The following is a 15,246-nucleotide window of genomic DNA, read 5'->3' as shown; positions in this document are numbered from 1 at the left end:
TTGTCAACTTGATGACTGTCTTGAGACCGGAGTCTTAATCTCCTACAACTCTCTTAAAAATCATGGCTACTATCCCTAAAATACTCAAAGAAAGGCGGGAATATAATACCTGGGTCGCCAATGAGACCTTTGAAGACTATTCTCTGCGCTATACTCCCAAATCCTTCCGTAAATGGTCAGAGTTGTTGGTGGCAAATACGGCTTTAGGGGGAATTTCCTTTCTGGCTCTTGAGGCGATCGGTGGCTCTCTGGTCATAAATTATGGCTTCTATAACACGTTTTGGGCAATCAGTCTAGTTAGCTTAATCATTTTTTTGGCTGGGATTCCCATTGCCTACTATGCGGCAAAATACAACATCGATATGGACTTACTCACTCGGGGAGCTGGGTTTGGTTATATCGGTTCAACCATTACCTCGGTGATCTATGCCTCTTTCACCTTTATTTTTTTTGCCTTAGAGGCGGCCATTATGGCTCAGGCTCTCAACCTTTATCTCAATTTACCATTGCCCTGGGGCTATCTTCTGTGTTCTTTGATTATCATTCCCATGGTCTTCTATGGGGTCACCTTTATCAACCGCTTGCAACTGTGGACACAACCGCTCTGGTTGATTTTAATGGTGATGCCTTACCTGTTTGTGTTACATCGAGAACCCGGGGTGCTATCTCGCTGGATAGAGTTTGGTGGCAACTCCCCTAGTGGGCCTGGGTTTAACCCCTTACTGTTTGGGGCCGCCGCGACGGTGTCCTTTTCCCTGATTGCTCAACTGGGTGAGCAAGTGGATTACTTACGATTTTTACCCGATCGCCAACCCCATAATCATCGCCGCTGGTGGTTCGCGGCCATGGCCGCCGGCCCCGGTTGGATTATTTTGGGCTGGGCCAAACAAATTGGGGGGGCTTTTCTGGCCTTCCTGGCCCTCGAACATGGGATTGCGATCGCCAAAGCCAAGGAACCTGTCTATATGTATTTGGCTGGGTTTCAAGATGTCTTTACCTCGCCAGAAACGGTGTTGGGGGTGGTGACGTTGTTTGTGGTGGTCTCGCAGATTAAAATTAACGTCACCAATGCCTATGCTGGATCTCTGGCTTGGTCAAATTTCTTTTCTCGTCTGACGCACAATCACCCCGGGCGAGTTGTCTGGCTGGTGTTTAACGTGGCTATCTCCCTGCTGCTGATGGAGTTGGGAGTGTTTGAAACCTTAGAGGCGGTGTTGGGGCTATATTCGAACGTGGCGATCGCCTGGATTGGGGCCCTGGTGGCAGACTTAGTCATCAACAAACCCCTAGGCTGGAGTCCGTCCTATATTGAATTTAAACGGGCCCATCTCTACAACATTAACCCGGTGGGCTTTGGGGCAACGGTGATCGCGTCGTTGGTGGCCATCTCGGCCTTCGTGGGGGTTTGGGGAGACTACGCCCAAGCCTATTCCCCCTTTCTGGCGTTGGGCCTGGCGTTTATCCTCTCGCCTATCCTAGCGAAACTGACGGGAGGACGCTTTTACATTGCCCGGGTGAATCCCTATCAAAGCCAAATCGAAGCCGCTGCGGTAATTTCCAAGATGGATCAGACGCTCAATGGCGGCATCCGTACCCTAGACAATCATGATTTAATCGATTGCTGTCTGTGTGAGCAATCCTACGAACCACAAGATATGGCCTACTGCCCAGTCTACGAGGGAGCCATCTGTTCCTTGTGCTGTAGCTTAGATTCTCGCTGCCATGATCGCTGTAAACCCCCCATGCAACTGGGGGAACTGTCCTTCTTACAACCCCTTCAAGCTGCCTTTGATAGCAAAATTGCTCCCCACCTAGACAGAAAATTACTACGATTCCTGGGGGCTTTTACCCTGGTGTCGAGTATTACCGGGCTTTTGTTTGTGGTGGTGGGCTACCTGGGCCTGAAGGACTTACCGGAGCGATCGCCCCACCTGGATGAAACCTTTTTTACCCTATTTCTGAGCCTCTATGCCCCGTTGTTGGTGATTTTGGGCATTGCATCCTGGTGGTATGTTCTCAGTGAGGAAAGTCGCGAGCTGGCAGAAGAGGAGTTAGCGCAGCAAAATCAGCAGTTGGCCCAAGAAATTGAGGAACGACAACGGTTCCAACAGCAACTTGAAGAGCTCACTCAAACCTTAGAACAGCGCGTTAGGGAGCGAACGGAAGCTCTTTCCCACGCGTTACACAGTCTCAAGGATACCCAGGCCCAGTTAGTGCAAACGGAGAAAATGTCCGGTTTGGGGCAATTGGTGGCTGGGGTGGCTCATGAGATTAACAATCCAGTGAACTTCATTTATGGCAATTTGGTCCATGCCGATGAATATATCCAGGATTTGCTGGACTTTATCGACCTCTATGAGCAAAATTGTCCGATGGATGATCCAGAGGTGAGCCAACGGCGAGAGGAGATTGAACTGGAATTTATTGCTGAGGATATCCTCAAGATTCTGGGTTCGATGCGAGTTGGGGCCGAACGCATCCGGGAAATTGTGTCAAGTCTGCGCAATTTTAGCCGTCTGGATGAGGCGGAGGTGAAACCTGTAGATCTCCATGAGGGGATTGAGAGTACCTTAACCATTTTAGGGAATCGCCTTAAGGCTCGATCTGAACGCCCTGAAATCACCATCATCCGCGACTATGGGGCCTTACCGCCGGTGTTGTGTCATGCGGGTTCGATGAATCAAGTCTTTATGAATATCCTTGTCAATGCCTTAGATGCTCTCGATGAGCGCGATCGCCAACGTCAGACGGAGGAGATTTATGCTCATCCCAGTGCGATTCGTATTGCTACGGAGTTTGACGCGGAGTTCGTGCGGGTCATCATTGAGGATAACGGGCTGGGGATTCCGGAAAACTTGCGATCGCAGATCTTCGATCCCTTCTTCACCACCAAACCTATTGGCAAGGGAACAGGCTTAGGAATGTCCATTTGCTACCAAATTGTCACGGAGAAACATGGCGGGAACCTATCCTATCAGCCTTCTGTGACCGGTGGAGCTGGGTTTGTGATTGAGTTGCCTCGTAACGCGAAGGCCTTAAGGCAAGAGCTTTCCTCTAAGCCTCAACTGCAGAAACTCTCATGAGGGAATGTCAGCGGTGAGGCGATCGCGGATCACAGAACTCTCTAAACTCTTCTTTAGTGATGCGCGATCGCCCTGCTCAAGCTGATAAAGGTCAGCTGCGGCCGGGCCGAGTTACCTCAACCCCAACTTTAGAGATAGTCGCAGCCTAGGGTATCTCGGGTATTATTGCCCGTGACTGGGTTGGTTCCTGAGGCAATCTCACATAAGTCCATCAAGGTGTCATCGCTGAGAAAGATATCTGTAAAATCGGCTCCCTCAATTTCGGTGTTACGAAAGACCGAGTTATAGGCGAAGGCCCCCTCCAGGATCGCATTCTTGAGATTGCTTTCTAGAAATAAAGCCGAGTCTAGAGTGGCGAAGCTTAAATCAGCTCCCTCCAGGTTTACGTTCTTAAACTTGGTGCGGAACAGTTGTACCCCCTGTAAGTTGGCTTTGGTGAAATCACAGGCCCGAATCGTTGCTAGGGTAAAGTTGGAGTCTCGCAAATCCTGCTCCACAAAATCGACGCCATAGAGGGTTTGCTTCTCATAGGCCACCGCTTGGGCCTCAGGAACACCCAAGCTTAGGTTGGCGATCGCCAGCATTAAGATACATATCATCGTAACGGCAACTCTAGCGGCGATCGCCCCGAAACGATACCCGCAGTGTTCATCCTCGTAGTTCACAATCCTTCTCTCCCATGACGAAAGGTTATAGCACGTCTGATAACAGTCGTTTCAAGGGTCATCCTACCAGGAACATTGTGGGAACTCTAGGGGAAGATCTGGTCGCTCAATGGCTGCGGGGAGCAGGAGTTAGGGTGTTACACCAACGCTGGCGCTGTCGTTTGGGGGAATTAGATATTGTGGCTGGCTTTCCCGCCACTCCCGAAACCGCCAAAACCTTAGCCTTTGTGGAAGTGAAAACCCGAAGTCGTGGCAATTGGGATCACGATGGACGCTTGGCCCTGTCTCCTGCCAAATGTCAGCGTTTAAATCAGGCCGCTCGTCTCTTCTTATCTCGTTTTCCCCAATATGCTCAACTCCCCTGTCGCTTCGACTTAGCCTTAGTCCGTTCTCAGCGGGCCCCCCAGGGTTCTGCGACGTCCCCTACAACGCCAAAGCTGCCCAATGACATCACCATCGGACAGCCTGTGCTGGTTAATCAACTTCAACTGACCTTACAGGAGTACTTAGTTGGCGTGTTAGATTAACCGGTTTAACTTCAGTTTAGGCAAGGGTTTCGGGGCAATAGCCAAGTCCACGAACAAACTGACGACGAAAGGCTTCGATCTCGGCTGTGTCTGGATTGCCATGACAGACGACAGCCACCTGATAGCGTCGCATCACATCCACCGGTGCTTGTCCTGTTTCTAAACTCCACATGGCCATTTGTACACGAATGTTGGAGGGGTAAGGAATCCCCACTTCTTTAAGGTAAGCTTTAAAGTCACCGTGCCCTTGACGACCCAGAGGAGACTCCATTTTCACCCGTAGCACCCATCCATCGATTTGGTGAATGACTGTTATGAAGCGAACTGGAAAGTTTTGTCGTTTGAGATGTTCGACGACCCGTAACGTCAGGCTGGCGTTGGCAAGATAGTAGAGGTAGTCCATAGAGAATGCCTTGAATTGGGGTCTATATTGATCATCGGTGATGTTGCCCTCAACTCCTAGGGTGAACTCCCCATAGTTTCATGGGGGAGGTTCCCCATCCTTAATGTTTGACTGTCTATTCTGCATGGCTATGATCCCCATCTCTGAGGACGATTTACAACTGGATGCTTACGATTATCAGCTTCCGGCGCAACAGATTGCTCAAAATCCCGTGACTCCTCGGGATCACTCCCGTTTACTGGTGGTCAGTTCCCCTCAAGACCATCAGCATCAGAGGTTTTGGCAATTACCCGATTGGCTCAAACCAGGGGATTTATTGGTTTTGAACGATACGCGGGTTTTGCCGGCTCGTCTTTATGGCCATAAACCTAGTGGTGCCAAGGTGGAGGTGTTATTACTAGAGGAACGGCAGGGGGATCAGTGGTTGGCGTTAGTTAAACCGGGGAAACGGCTCAAGCCCGGTGCTGAAATTCATTTTGATTCTCCTGAGGTGACAGACTCAAAGGCCTCGTTCCAGGCTACGGTTCTTTCACTGGACGAGGCCACTGGGGGACGACTGTTACAGTTTCACTGTCCTGCCGGAGCAACGGTGCTTGAGATGTTAGAACAGTATGGAGAGGTTCCTTTTCCTCCCTATGTGACAGAGTCCGAAGCCAGTAGCAGTCAGTATCAGACGGTGTATGCTCGCGAGTCCGGTTCGGCGGCGGCCCCCACAGCGGGATTGCACTTCACCCCAGAACTGCTTGAGCGACTACAGGCTCAGGGGGTGGGACAGGCCTTTGTGACGCTCCATGTGGGAGTGGGAACGTTCCGCCCTGTTGAAACGTCCGATATTCGTAATCATGTGATGCACCAGGAATGGGTTGAGGTTCCCGAAGCAACGGTGCAAGCGATTCGTCGCACTCGTTTGCAAGGGGGACGGGTGATTGCTGTCGGCACCACAGCGGTGCGATCGCTTGAGTCTGCCGGCCAGGGACAGCCTCTTGGAGACTTGGCCCCATTTTCTGGCAAAACGGATCTCTTTATTTATCCTGGATATCGCTGGCAAGTCGTGGATGGATTGATTACCAACTTCCATCTCCCCAAGTCCAGTTTGATGATGATGGTCTCGGCCTTGCTAGGACGGGAGCGACTGTTAAGACTGTATGAGGAGGCGATCGCCCAAAATTATCGTTTTTTCTCTTTCGGGGATGCCATGTTGATTATGCCTGAAGCTCGCTTATCGTAGGTGTTTGTGGGTCTGTCTCTCCGTTTGGGTGCAGAATTAGATAAACTTATACTTGACATAAATGAGAGCCAGTGTAAAGATTGATTAACAGAATCGTTCATCTTTCTCTGGGTCAACCTTGATAAACCTGCCCACCGAAAGACGGAAGTAGGGCTTTTGTGCCGAAGGAACGCGCCGCATCCTTAACTAACTTGTCTGAATTTTGAGGTACTACAGATGTTGGTTGCCTGTTTGGTTGCCCTTGCCTGTGCCGTTTGTTGCTTTCTCCTGAGTATCAATACCCGTGAGGAAGTTGTCAAAGTTGCGGCAACGGGCCTAGCTGGACTCTGTGCTATTGTGAGTCTCTACTTTGCTCCCTGGCTCGTGAAGCTTGTGATTCTAGCATTTCCCTTTGTTTGGGAGCGTTTCTCTAAATGGGGGCGTTTTGGCTCCCGGCAAATCTAGGGAACCGCAACAGCCCTGAAAACGGGTCAAACACCCAATCCCCCCTCTCTGGCTGTTCCAAAGGGGGGGGATTGGTTAAATAATCACGAATCGGGATGACAGGATTTGAACCTGCGGCATCCTGCTCCCAAAGCAGGCGCGCTACCAAGCTGCGCTACATCCCGAGAATGACCACTGTAATGTGGCAACCTCTTAGAGTATAGGCGATCGATGACCCTCTTGCCAACTGTTTGTTTCCAGGAGACTGGCAGAGATTCCTGGCAGTTGGCTCAAATTTGGGCAGCGATCGCGGTACGATCGACCTATCTCACTAGGGGAGTGGTATAACGAATGAAGCTACAGGACTTTCTCGGGACTGATCTGAAATACGACTATAAGGACATGGCCGCTGATGAGGAGTTAACTCGTCAAATCCAGGTACGCCTGATTGATATGGGGTTATTGGACCCTCCTGCCGATGGATTTTTTGGCCCTCTGACTACGGCTGCCTTTGACCGCTTTCAGGATTTGATGGAGGTCAATGAGTTGGGATATCTTGGGGCCGCTACCGCCCGTCTGATTATTCAAACCCGGCGGCAGGATTTACCGAAACCCCCACCGGAGTTGAAAATTCTGCAAAATACTGTCTTTAAATCTCGCCCTGTTCAGTCATCGGTGTTACCCGAGAACGAAAAACGTTCGATTCCGGCAGGGGAACGCTTCACCCTAGTGGATTATGAGGTGGTGCGCGATCATCTGCGTATTGCCCTACGGAATGTGGCCTTCCCCAAGCGGGGAGATAACGGCAAAGTCGAAGATTCCAAGATTTGGTACGCCTTCCGGCAGCATGTGGAAATTTGGGAGGAGGAGGATCGTCAGGTTCCTCTACAAAAACCTACGACGGTTCGTCTGGATGTGCCCTACAAGTCCCAACTGGATAATTGGTATAACCCGATGGGATCGTGTAATGTCACCTCCATTGCCATGTGTTTGTCCTATTTGGGGGCCCGTCGCCGCAGCAGTGTGGGCCAGTTTGAGGATGAATTGTACGAATACATGATTCGTCGCGGCTGGAGTCGCCATAGTCCCTATGATTTGGCCCGAGTGGTGCATGACTATGGCTGTCGTGATACCTTTCGCACCAATGCCACCATTGAGGAGGCCCAGGACTGGCTGGCGGGGGGGAATCCGGCGGTGATTCATGGCTATTTCACCTCGTTTGGTCACATTATCGTTTTAGTGGGCTACGATGATCGCGGCTTTATTGTCCATGATCCCTATGGGGAATGGTTTGAATGGGGCTATCGCAATGATTTGAGTGGTGCGTTTCTTAACTACTCCTATGGTTTGATTCGCCGGGTTTGTATTCCAGATGGCCAGTTCTGGGTTCACTTCATCTCCCGTTAAGGGGGGCCGTATTGCTTAATCTTTAGGTTGCCTGGAGTTTCATGCTGATGTCGAGCCAGGGGGAACGGGAGATGGGGGCGCTGGTGGAAATGTAGTCGACCCCTGTTTCGGCGATCGCCCGTAGCCGCTCTTGGGTGATGTTTCCTGATGCTTCGATTTTTAGCCTGGGGTTCTCTTGGCGAATGAGTTCCACGGCGGTTTTTAGGTCGGAGAGGGACATATTGTCCAACATAATGATGTCCACCTCAGTCTTGAGGGCCTCTTTAACCTGGTCTAAGGTTTCCGTCTCCACTTCAATGGTGAGGGGATAGGGAATATGGGGGCGAATTTGAGCCACGGCAGCTCTGATACTGCCGGCGGCGGCAATGTGGTTGTCTTTAATCATGATGGCATCGTCGAGTCCTAGGCGATGGTTACTGGCACCGCCGACGGAGGTAGCATATTTTTCTAGGAGTCTCAGTCCGGGTGTCGTTTTGCGGGTATCTGTGAGCTGGCTGGGGAGATCAGCGATGGTTTCGACGTACTGACGAGTACTTGTGGCGATGCCACTGAGACGCATGACTAGGTTCAGGGCGACTCGTTCTCCTATCAAGAGAGCTTCTAGGTTGCCCTGGAAGCGGGCCACGACTGTCCCGGTTTCGCAAGGGGTTCCCTCCTTATATATAAGTTCGCTTTGGATGTGGCGATCGAGCTGTTCAAAGGTGCGTTGGGCTAGGGGTAGTCCGGCAATGACACCGGGGGCTTTGAGAATCCATTCGGCGCTTCCTTGTGGCGATCGCCCTTGGAGTAGGGTTTGACTGGTGCGATCGCCCCGTCCGATATCTTCGGCTAGCCAACTCTGGATTAACGGATCTAAGACCACCCAGGGGGGTAAGACAGGAGATAGGCTCACAGGAGATGTCCCTCATTCTGAATACAGCATGTTTAACCATACCCTTGAGTGAGGAAATTTGATGGGCAGCCTCCGGGGAATTCTCGGGGGGGGATTTTCGGGGGGGCGATCGTTAACCCGCGCCTCTCCCAAAAAAAAGATCTGAGCGGCTCAGCCGTCAGATATGGGGAGGGAGGGGTGAAATCAGGGAAAAAACCAAAAAAGTTTTCGGGCTGAAAGGCATACCCTGAGGGGATTTCGGGAATTGCCAAGAAAATTCCCGAAAAAAAGTTCGAAAAAAGGGTTGACAGTGCCAGATAGTCTTGTTAGATTAGTTAAGCGCTCGGGAGGACGGGCAAACAAACGCCCCCCAAACGACGCATTCCGAACCTCGAAAATTAAATCGTTTGAAAGCTCGACAAAGAAGCCTAAAACTTCAAGTCTTCGTCTAAATTCATTAAAGGATAACGGACGAGAGAGAATTTAGCAAGGGGTAACCCGAGTTAAATTCAAATCGAACCGAAAGCCAACAAACTCAAAGTCAACACGGAGAGTTTGATCCTGGCTCAGGATGAACGCTGGCGGCGTGCCTAACACATGCAAGTCGAACGAAGTTCTTCGGAACTTAGTGGCGGACGGGTGAGTAACGCGTGAGAATCTACCTTCAGGACGGGGACAACAGCTGGAAACGGCTGCTAATACCCGATATGCCGAAAGGTGAAAAGTTATTTCGCCTGGAGAGGAGCTCGCGTCCGATTAGCTAGTTGGTGGGGTAAAAGCTTACCAAGGCGACGATCGGTAGCTGGTCTGAGAGGATGAGCAGCCACACTGGAACTGAGACACGGTCCAGACTCCTACGGGAGGCAGCAGTGGGGAATTTTCCGCAATGGGCGAAAGCCTGACGGAGCAACGCCGCGTGGGGGAAGAAGGTTTTTGGATTGTAAACCCCTTTTCTCAAGGAAGAACAAAATGACGGTACTTGAGGAATCAGCCTCGGCTAACTCCGTGCCAGCAGCCGCGGTAATACGGAGGAGGCAAGCGTTATCCGGAATTATTGGGCGTAAAGCGTTCGTAGGCGGCTGTTCAAGTCTGCTGTCAAAGACCGAGGCTCAACCTCGGGTCGGCAGTGGAAACTGAATAGCTAGAGGTCGGTAGGGGCAGAGGGAATTCCCAGTGTAGCGGTGAAATGCGTAGATATTGGGAAGAACACCGGTGGCGAAAGCGCTCTGCTGGGCCGAACCTGACGCTGAGGGACGAAAGCTAGGGGAGCGAATGGGATTAGATACCCCAGTAGTCCTAGCCGTAAACGATGGAAACTAGGTGTGGCCTGTATCGACCCGGGCCGTGCCGAAGCTAACGCGTTAAGTTTCCCGCCTGGGGAGTACGCACGCAAGTGTGAAACTCAAAGGAATTGACGGGGGCCCGCACAAGCGGTGGAGTATGTGGTTTAATTCGATGCAACGCGAAGAACCTTACCAGGGCTTGACATGCCGCGAATCTCTCTGAAAGGAGAGAGTGCCTACGGGAGCGCGGACACAGGTGGTGCATGGCTGTCGTCAGCTCGTGTCGTGAGATGTTGGGTTAAGTCCCGCAACGAGCGCAACCCTCGTCCTTAGTTGCCATCATTAAGTTGGGCACTCTAGGGAGACTGCCGGTGATAAACCGGAGGAAGGTGGGGATGACGTCAAGTCATCATGCCCCATATGTCCTGGGCTACACACGTACTACAATGGTCGGGACAACGAGCAGCCAACTCGCGAGAGTGCGCTAATCTCTTAAACCCGGCCTCAGTTCAGATTGCAGGCTGCAACTCGCCTGCATGAAGGAGGAATCGCTAGTAATCGCAGGTCAGCATACTGCGGTGAATCCGTTCCCGGGCCTTGTACACACCGCCCGTCACACCATGGAAGTTGGCCATGCCCGAAGTCGTTACCCTAACCGTTCGCGGAGGGGGATGCCGAAGGCAGGGCTGATGACTGGGGTGAAGTCGTAACAAGGTAGCCGTACCGGAAGGTGTGGCTGGATCACCTCCTTTTTAGGGAGACCTAAACCCAATGTCTTGAGGATGCAACTAAGCCCAAGAGATTGAGGTCAACCTAGGTCGGTCGGAGACTCGTCAAGCTTTCAAACGATAAGAGGTTAGGAATCCTATATTGCTCAGATTCGTCTGAGTTTTTGGAAAAAAGAGACCAACCTTGAAATGGGCTATTAGCTCAGGTGGTTAGAGCGCACCCCTGATAAGGGTGAGGTCCCTGGTTCAAGTCCAGGATGGCCCACCTAAAACTTGGTTGGGCGACCACAAGGGTTCGCCCCTACTAAGGAAATGGGGGTATAGCTCAGTTGGTAGAGCGCCTGCTTTGCAAGCAGGATGTCAGCGGTTCGAGTCCGCTTACCTCCATGCTGGTCTCATCCATTCTCATCCACCAAGAATTCCTAACATCAACAAAGTAAAGCAAGGATACCTCAGCACCTGAGAACGACTCAGACTGCTGGGACATCCCAGCCAGAACCTTGAAAACTGCATAGTCAACCTAAAAAAAAGTCAGGTAAAGTCGAGACCTCAAAAGAACGAGGTCAAGCTATAAAGAGCTAACGGTGGATACCTAGGCACGTTGAGGCGATGAAGGACGTGGCGACCGACGAAACGTTCCGGGGAGCTGGAAGCAAGCATTGATCCGGAAGTGTCCGAATGGGGCAACCCTTAAAACGGTCGGCTGAATCTATAGGCCGACACGAGCGAACCGGGCGAACTGAAACATCTTAGTAGCCCGAGGAAGAGAAAGCAAAAGCGATTCCCCTAGTAGCGGCGAGCGAAGCGGGACCAGCCTAAACCTAAGGTTTTTACCTTAGGGGTTGTGGGACGGTAATACGAGACTGGAAAGATTAGACGAAGCCGTTGAATGCGGCACCAGAGGAGGTGAAAGTCCTGTAGTCGAAAATCGGAACAGCTCAGCCGGATCCCGAGTAGCACGGGGCACGTGAAATCCCGTGTGAATCAGCGAGGACCACCTCGTAAGGCTAAATACTCCAACGTGACCGATAGTGAAACAGTACCGCGAGGGAAAGGTGAAAAGAACCCCGGGAGGGGAGTGAAATAGAACCTGAAACCGTTAGCTTACAAGCAGTGGGAGGACGATTTAACGTCTGACCGCGTGCCTGTTGAAGAATGAGCCGGCGAGTAATAGGTCGTGGCTGGTTAAGGCGAGAATGCCGAAGCCCCAGCGAAAGCGAGTCCGAATAGGGCGTTTGTCACGATTTATTGACCCGAACCCGGGCGATCTAACCATGTCCAGGATGAAGCTTGGGTAACACCAAGTGGAAGTCCGCACCGACCAATGTTGAAAAATTGGCGGATGAGGTGTGGTTAGGGGTGAAATGCCAATCGAGCCCGGAGCTAGCTGGTTCTCCTCGAAATGCGTTTAGGCGCAGCGGCTAGAGCAATATCTATGGGGGTAAAGCACTGTTTCGGTGCGGGCTGCGAGAGCGGTACCAAATCGAGGCAAACTCTGAATACCATAGAGAAACTAGCCAGTGAGACGGTGGGGGATAAGCTTCATCGTCGAAAGGGAAACAGCCCAGACCACCAGCTAAGGTCCCCAAGTGGACACTAAGTGATAAAGGAGGTGGGAGTGCCCAGACAACCAGGAGGTTTGCCTAGAAGCAGCCATCCTTAAAAGAGTGCGTAATAGCTCACTGGTCAAGCGCTCCCGCGCCGAAAATGAACGGGGCTAAGTGTCCCACCGAAGCTGTGGACTTAGTTTTTAACTAAGTGGTAGAGGAGCGTTCTGCTCTAGGGTGAAGCACTAGCGGCAAGCAGGTGTGGACGAAGCAGAAGTGAGAATGTCGGCTTAAGTAGCGAAAATATGTGTGAGAATCACATACCCCGAAAACCTAAGGGTTCCTCCGGCAGGCTCGTCCGCGGAGGGTTAGTCAGGACCTAAGGCGAGGCCGAAAGGCGTAGTCGATGGATAACGGGTTAACATTCCCGTACCTTGATTGGGTGCAAGCGGAGGACGGAGAAGGCTAAGTCAGCCGGGTGATGGTAGTCCCGGTTTAAGCGTTCGAAGGTGATGACGGGTGGCGAAAACACCCTGAGCTAAGACGTGAACACGACCGGCTACGGCTGGGAAGTGACCGATGTCATGCTTCCAAGAAAAGCCCGAACTTGCATAACTCAGTTAAGCCTGTACCCGAAACCGACACAGGTAGGTAGGTTGAGTAAACCAAGGGGCGCGAGATAACTCTCTCTAAGGAACTCGGCAAAATGGCCCCGTAACTTCGGGAGAAGGGGTGCCACCGAGAGGTGGTCGCAGTGAAGAGGCCCAAGCGACTGTTTACCAAAAACACAGGTCTCCGCTAAGTCGCAAGACGATGTATGGGGGCTGACGCCTGCCCAGTGCCGGAAGGTTAAGGAAGTCGGTTAGCGTAAGCGAAGCTGACGACTGAAGCCCCGGTGAACGGCGGCCGTAACTATAACGGTCCTAAGGTAGCGAAATTCCTTGTCGGGTAAGTTCCGACCCGCACGAAAGGCGTAACGATTTGGGCGCTGTCTCGGAGAGAGGCTCGGCGAAATAGGATTGTCTGTGAAGATACGGACTACCTACACCTGGACAGAAAGACCCTATGAAGCTTTACTGTAGCCTGGAATTGGCTTCGGGCTGAGTTTGCGCAGGATAGGTGGGAGGCTTTGAAGTTTTCCTTGTGGGGGAAACTGAGCCATCGGTGAGATACCACTCTAACTCAGCTAGAAGTCTAACCTCGACCCGTCATCCGGGAGAGGAACCGTTTCAGGTGGGCAGTTTGACTGGGGCGGTCGCCTCCTAAATGGTAACGGAGGCGCGCAAAGGTTCCCTCAGGCTGGTTGGAAATCAGCCGTAGAGTGCAAAGGCATAAGGGAGCTTGACTGCGAGACCTACAAGTCGAGCAGGGACGAAAGTCGGCCTTAGTGATCCGACGGCACTGCGTGGAAGGGCCGTCGCTCAACGGATAAAAGTTACTCTAGGGATAACAGGCTGATCTCCCCCAAGAGTTCACATCGACGGGGAGGTTTGGCACCTCGATGTCGGCTCATCGCAACCTGGGGCGGAAGTACGTCCCAAGGGTTCGGCTGTTCGCCGATTAAAGCGGTACGTGAGCTGGGTTCAGAACGTCGTGAGACAGTTCGGTCCATATCCGGTGTAGGCGTAAGAGAATTGAGAGGAGCCTTCCTTAGTACGAGAGGACCGGGAAGGACGCACCGCTGGTGTACCTGTTATCGTGCCAACGGTAAACGCAGGGTAGCCAAGTGCGGAGCGGATAACCGCTGAAAGCATCTAAGTGGGAAGCCCACCTCAAGATGAGTTCTCTGTTGGGGTCAACCCAGTAAGGTCACGGAAAGAACATCCGTTAATAGGCGCTAGGTGGAAGTTCAGTAATGGATGAAGCCAAGGCGTACTAACAGACCGAGCGCTTGACCTCTTTTGACTCTCTCTTTTCCTGATTGGTTGACTATGCAGTCTTCAAGGACTCTGTTCTTTCCTGGTGCTTCTAGCGAAGTGGCACCACTCCGATCCCTTCCCGAACTCGGCTGTGAAACGCTTCTGCGGCGAAAATACTTGGGGGGTTGCCCCCTGGGAAGATAGCTCAGTGCCAGGTTTATACTTGCCAAAAAAGACTCCCTGAAAATGGGGGTCTTTTTTGCGTTTAGGGGTAGGGGGGTGATGATGGGGACAACCTGAGATAGGCGTCCCCGTGAGGGGTTAATCCAATTGACGACCGGTGAGTTCGACAAAAATATCTTCGAGGTTTGATTCCCGGGCCATCATGCCAGTGCGATCGCCCTGCTGGTTAATATAGTGATTGGCCTCTTCGAGATTGGCGAAAAACTGGCTTTGTAGTCCCTCAGGGGTATGTGTGACCACCACTCCTTCACCATGGTTGTGCCGTAATTCATCGAGGGTTCCGAGTTCGATGAGTTGGCCACTGTCGAGAATCCCAATGCGATCGCACAAGTACTCCACTTCCTCCATATAATGAGTCGTCAACAGCATGGTCATCCCCTGCTCCTTAAGATCCAACAGAATTTCCCAGAGACGGCGGCGGGTTTGGGGATCTAATCCCACCGTGGGTTCGTCCAGAAACAAAATCTCCGGCTGATGCAGGAGCGATCGCGCAATTTGCAGTCGTCGCTTCATCCCCCCAGAAAGGGTCTTCACAAGGGCGTCACGGCGATTTGTTAACTCCACATACTCTAACCAACGATCAATCCGTTCCTGACGCTCTCCTCGGGGGATATGGTGCAAGCGTCCGTGATACTCCATATTCTCCCAAACCGTCAGATCCACATCCACACTGACTTGTTGAAGCACCACACCAATCGAACGTTTTGCCAGTCGTGCCTGTTGCACCACATCATAGCCCGCCACCTCAATCGTTCCCGAACTTGGCTTCGTGAGCGTGGTCAGCATTCGCACAGTCGTGGATTTACCGGCTCCATTGGGACCCAAAAAACCAAATAATTCCCCTTTTGCAATGTCAAACGAGAGATTGTTGACGACTCCGAGATCTCCATAGACCTTTGAGACATTTTGTACAGATACAGCCGGATTCATAGCTTCCTCAAACCTTAGCGATCGCACTCAGTCAGACGACAGAGGCAGA

General features: G+C 51.9%; 9 protein-coding genes, 3 tRNA genes, 3 rRNA genes and 1 riboswitch. Of the genes, 10 read left to right on the top strand and 5 right to left on the bottom strand.

The genetic code is table 11. The features are described from left to right. Positions 1 to 62: 62 nt before the first annotated feature. Positions 63 to 3,083: an ATP-binding protein gene (locus L855_RS04810; RefSeq protein WP_159784852.1), complete on the top strand. Its 3,021-nt coding sequence runs from the start codon at positions 63 to 65 to the stop codon at positions 3,081 to 3,083. 128 nt (positions 3,084 to 3,211) lie between these two features. Here L855_RS04810 and L855_RS04805 read toward each other — a convergent pair whose 3' ends face one another. After that, positions 3,212 to 3,748 carry a pentapeptide repeat-containing protein gene (locus L855_RS04805; protein ID WP_246198733.1) on the bottom strand — a complete coding sequence of 179 codons (537 nt, stop codon included), beginning with the start codon at positions 3,746 to 3,748 and terminating at the stop codon, positions 3,212 to 3,214. Between the two features lie 14 nt (positions 3,749 to 3,762). On the opposite strand from L855_RS04805, the gene L855_RS04800 reads away from it, so the two are divergent. Beyond that, positions 3,763 to 4,275, top strand: coding sequence for a YraN family protein (locus L855_RS04800; RefSeq protein WP_159784849.1), 513 nt, complete (start codon positions 3,763 to 3,765; stop codon positions 4,273 to 4,275). Between the two features lie 16 nt (positions 4,276 to 4,291). On the opposite strand, the gene L855_RS04795 is transcribed toward L855_RS04800, so the two are convergent. Beyond that, entirely contained in the window at positions 4,292 to 4,678 is a 387-nt protein-coding gene (locus L855_RS04795; protein ID WP_159784846.1) for a hypothetical protein, read from the bottom strand. Between the two features lie 124 nt (positions 4,679 to 4,802). Between L855_RS04795 and queA the strand changes: the two genes are divergently transcribed. Continuing rightward, the gene (queA, locus tag L855_RS04790) at positions 4,803 to 5,906 is read left to right on the top strand and encodes a tRNA preQ1(34) S-adenosylmethionine ribosyltransferase-isomerase QueA (RefSeq protein WP_343039235.1); all 1,104 of its coding nucleotides are present in this window, start codon (positions 4,803 to 4,805) and stop codon (positions 5,904 to 5,906) included. Positions 5,907 to 5,998: 92 nt separating this feature from the next. Next, positions 5,999 to 6,082: riboswitch (Glutamine riboswitch) on the top strand. A gap of 40 nt (positions 6,083 to 6,122) precedes the next feature. Continuing rightward, the gene (locus tag L855_RS04785) at positions 6,123 to 6,350 is read left to right on the top strand and encodes a hypothetical protein (RefSeq protein WP_159784843.1); all 228 of its coding nucleotides are present in this window, start codon (positions 6,123 to 6,125) and stop codon (positions 6,348 to 6,350) included. A gap of 90 nt (positions 6,351 to 6,440) precedes the next feature. Here the strand turns inward: L855_RS04785 and L855_RS04780 are convergent. Next, a tRNA-Pro gene (locus tag L855_RS04780) sits at positions 6,441 to 6,514 on the bottom strand. A 166-nt stretch (positions 6,515 to 6,680) separates the two neighbouring features. On the opposite strand from L855_RS04780, the gene L855_RS04775 reads away from it, so the two are divergent. Continuing rightward, a complete protein-coding gene (locus L855_RS04775) occupies positions 6,681 to 7,736 on the top strand; it encodes a C39 family peptidase (RefSeq protein WP_159784840.1) in 1,056 nt (351 codons plus the stop codon). 22 nt (positions 7,737 to 7,758) lie between these two features. Here the strand turns inward: L855_RS04775 and nadC are convergent, their stop codons facing one another. Then, entirely contained in the window at positions 7,759 to 8,628 is an 870-nt protein-coding gene (gene nadC, locus L855_RS04770; protein WP_159784837.1) for a carboxylating nicotinate-nucleotide diphosphorylase, read from the bottom strand. Positions 8,629 to 9,150: 522 nt separating this feature from the next. Between nadC and L855_RS04765 the strand changes: the two genes are divergently transcribed. From L855_RS04765 to rrf, 5 genes are all read left to right on the top strand, one after another. Further along, positions 9,151 to 10,642 (top strand): 16S ribosomal RNA (locus tag L855_RS04765). Positions 10,643 to 10,809: 167 nt separating this feature from the next. Then, a tRNA-Ile gene (locus tag L855_RS04760) sits at positions 10,810 to 10,883 on the top strand. A gap of 49 nt (positions 10,884 to 10,932) precedes the next feature. Further along, a tRNA-Ala gene (locus L855_RS04755) sits at positions 10,933 to 11,005 on the top strand. A 174-nt stretch (positions 11,006 to 11,179) separates the two neighbouring features. After that, a 23S ribosomal RNA gene (locus L855_RS04750) occupies positions 11,180 to 14,064 on the top strand. A gap of 59 nt (positions 14,065 to 14,123) precedes the next feature. After that, positions 14,124 to 14,241, top strand: a 5S ribosomal RNA gene (gene rrf, locus L855_RS04745). Together the 16S, 23S and 5S rRNA genes with 2 tRNA genes alongside form the textbook arrangement of a ribosomal RNA operon. A gap of 104 nt (positions 14,242 to 14,345) precedes the next feature. Here rrf and L855_RS04740 read toward each other — a convergent pair. Next, complete coding sequence (locus L855_RS04740) at positions 14,346 to 15,197, bottom strand: ABC transporter ATP-binding protein (RefSeq protein WP_159784834.1); 852 nt, start codon at positions 15,195 to 15,197, stop codon at positions 14,346 to 14,348. Between the last annotated feature and the right edge of the window lie 49 nt (positions 15,198 to 15,246).

This window comes from Sodalinema gerasimenkoae IPPAS B-353, assembly GCF_009846485.1.
Taxonomy (GTDB): Bacteria; Cyanobacteriota; Cyanobacteriia; order Cyanobacteriales; family Geitlerinemataceae; genus Sodalinema; species Sodalinema gerasimenkoae.
Note: the sequence above shows the minus strand (reverse complement) of the source record. Positions and strands in the feature narration are given on the sequence as shown.

Bases quoted from the DNA above. Each gene is read 5' to 3' on its own strand.
- L855_RS04810 (WP_159784852.1), top strand. From the start codon at position 63: ATGGCTACTATCCCTAAAATACTCAAAGAAAGGCGGGAATATAATACC.
- L855_RS04800 (WP_159784849.1), top strand. From the start codon at position 3,763: ATGACGAAAGGTTATAGCACGTCTGATAACAGTCGTTTCAAGGGTCAT.
- L855_RS04795 (WP_159784846.1), bottom strand. From the start codon at position 4,678: ATGGACTACCTCTACTATCTTGCCAACGCCAGCCTGACGTTACGGGTC.
- queA (WP_343039235.1), top strand. From the start codon at position 4,803: ATGGCTATGATCCCCATCTCTGAGGACGATTTACAACTGGATGCTTAC.
- L855_RS04785 (WP_159784843.1), top strand. From the start codon at position 6,123: ATGTTGGTTGCCTGTTTGGTTGCCCTTGCCTGTGCCGTTTGTTGCTTT.
- L855_RS04775 (WP_159784840.1), top strand. From the start codon at position 6,681: ATGAAGCTACAGGACTTTCTCGGGACTGATCTGAAATACGACTATAAG.
- L855_RS04740 (WP_159784834.1), bottom strand. From the start codon at position 15,197: ATGAATCCGGCTGTATCTGTACAAAATGTCTCAAAGGTCTATGGAGAT.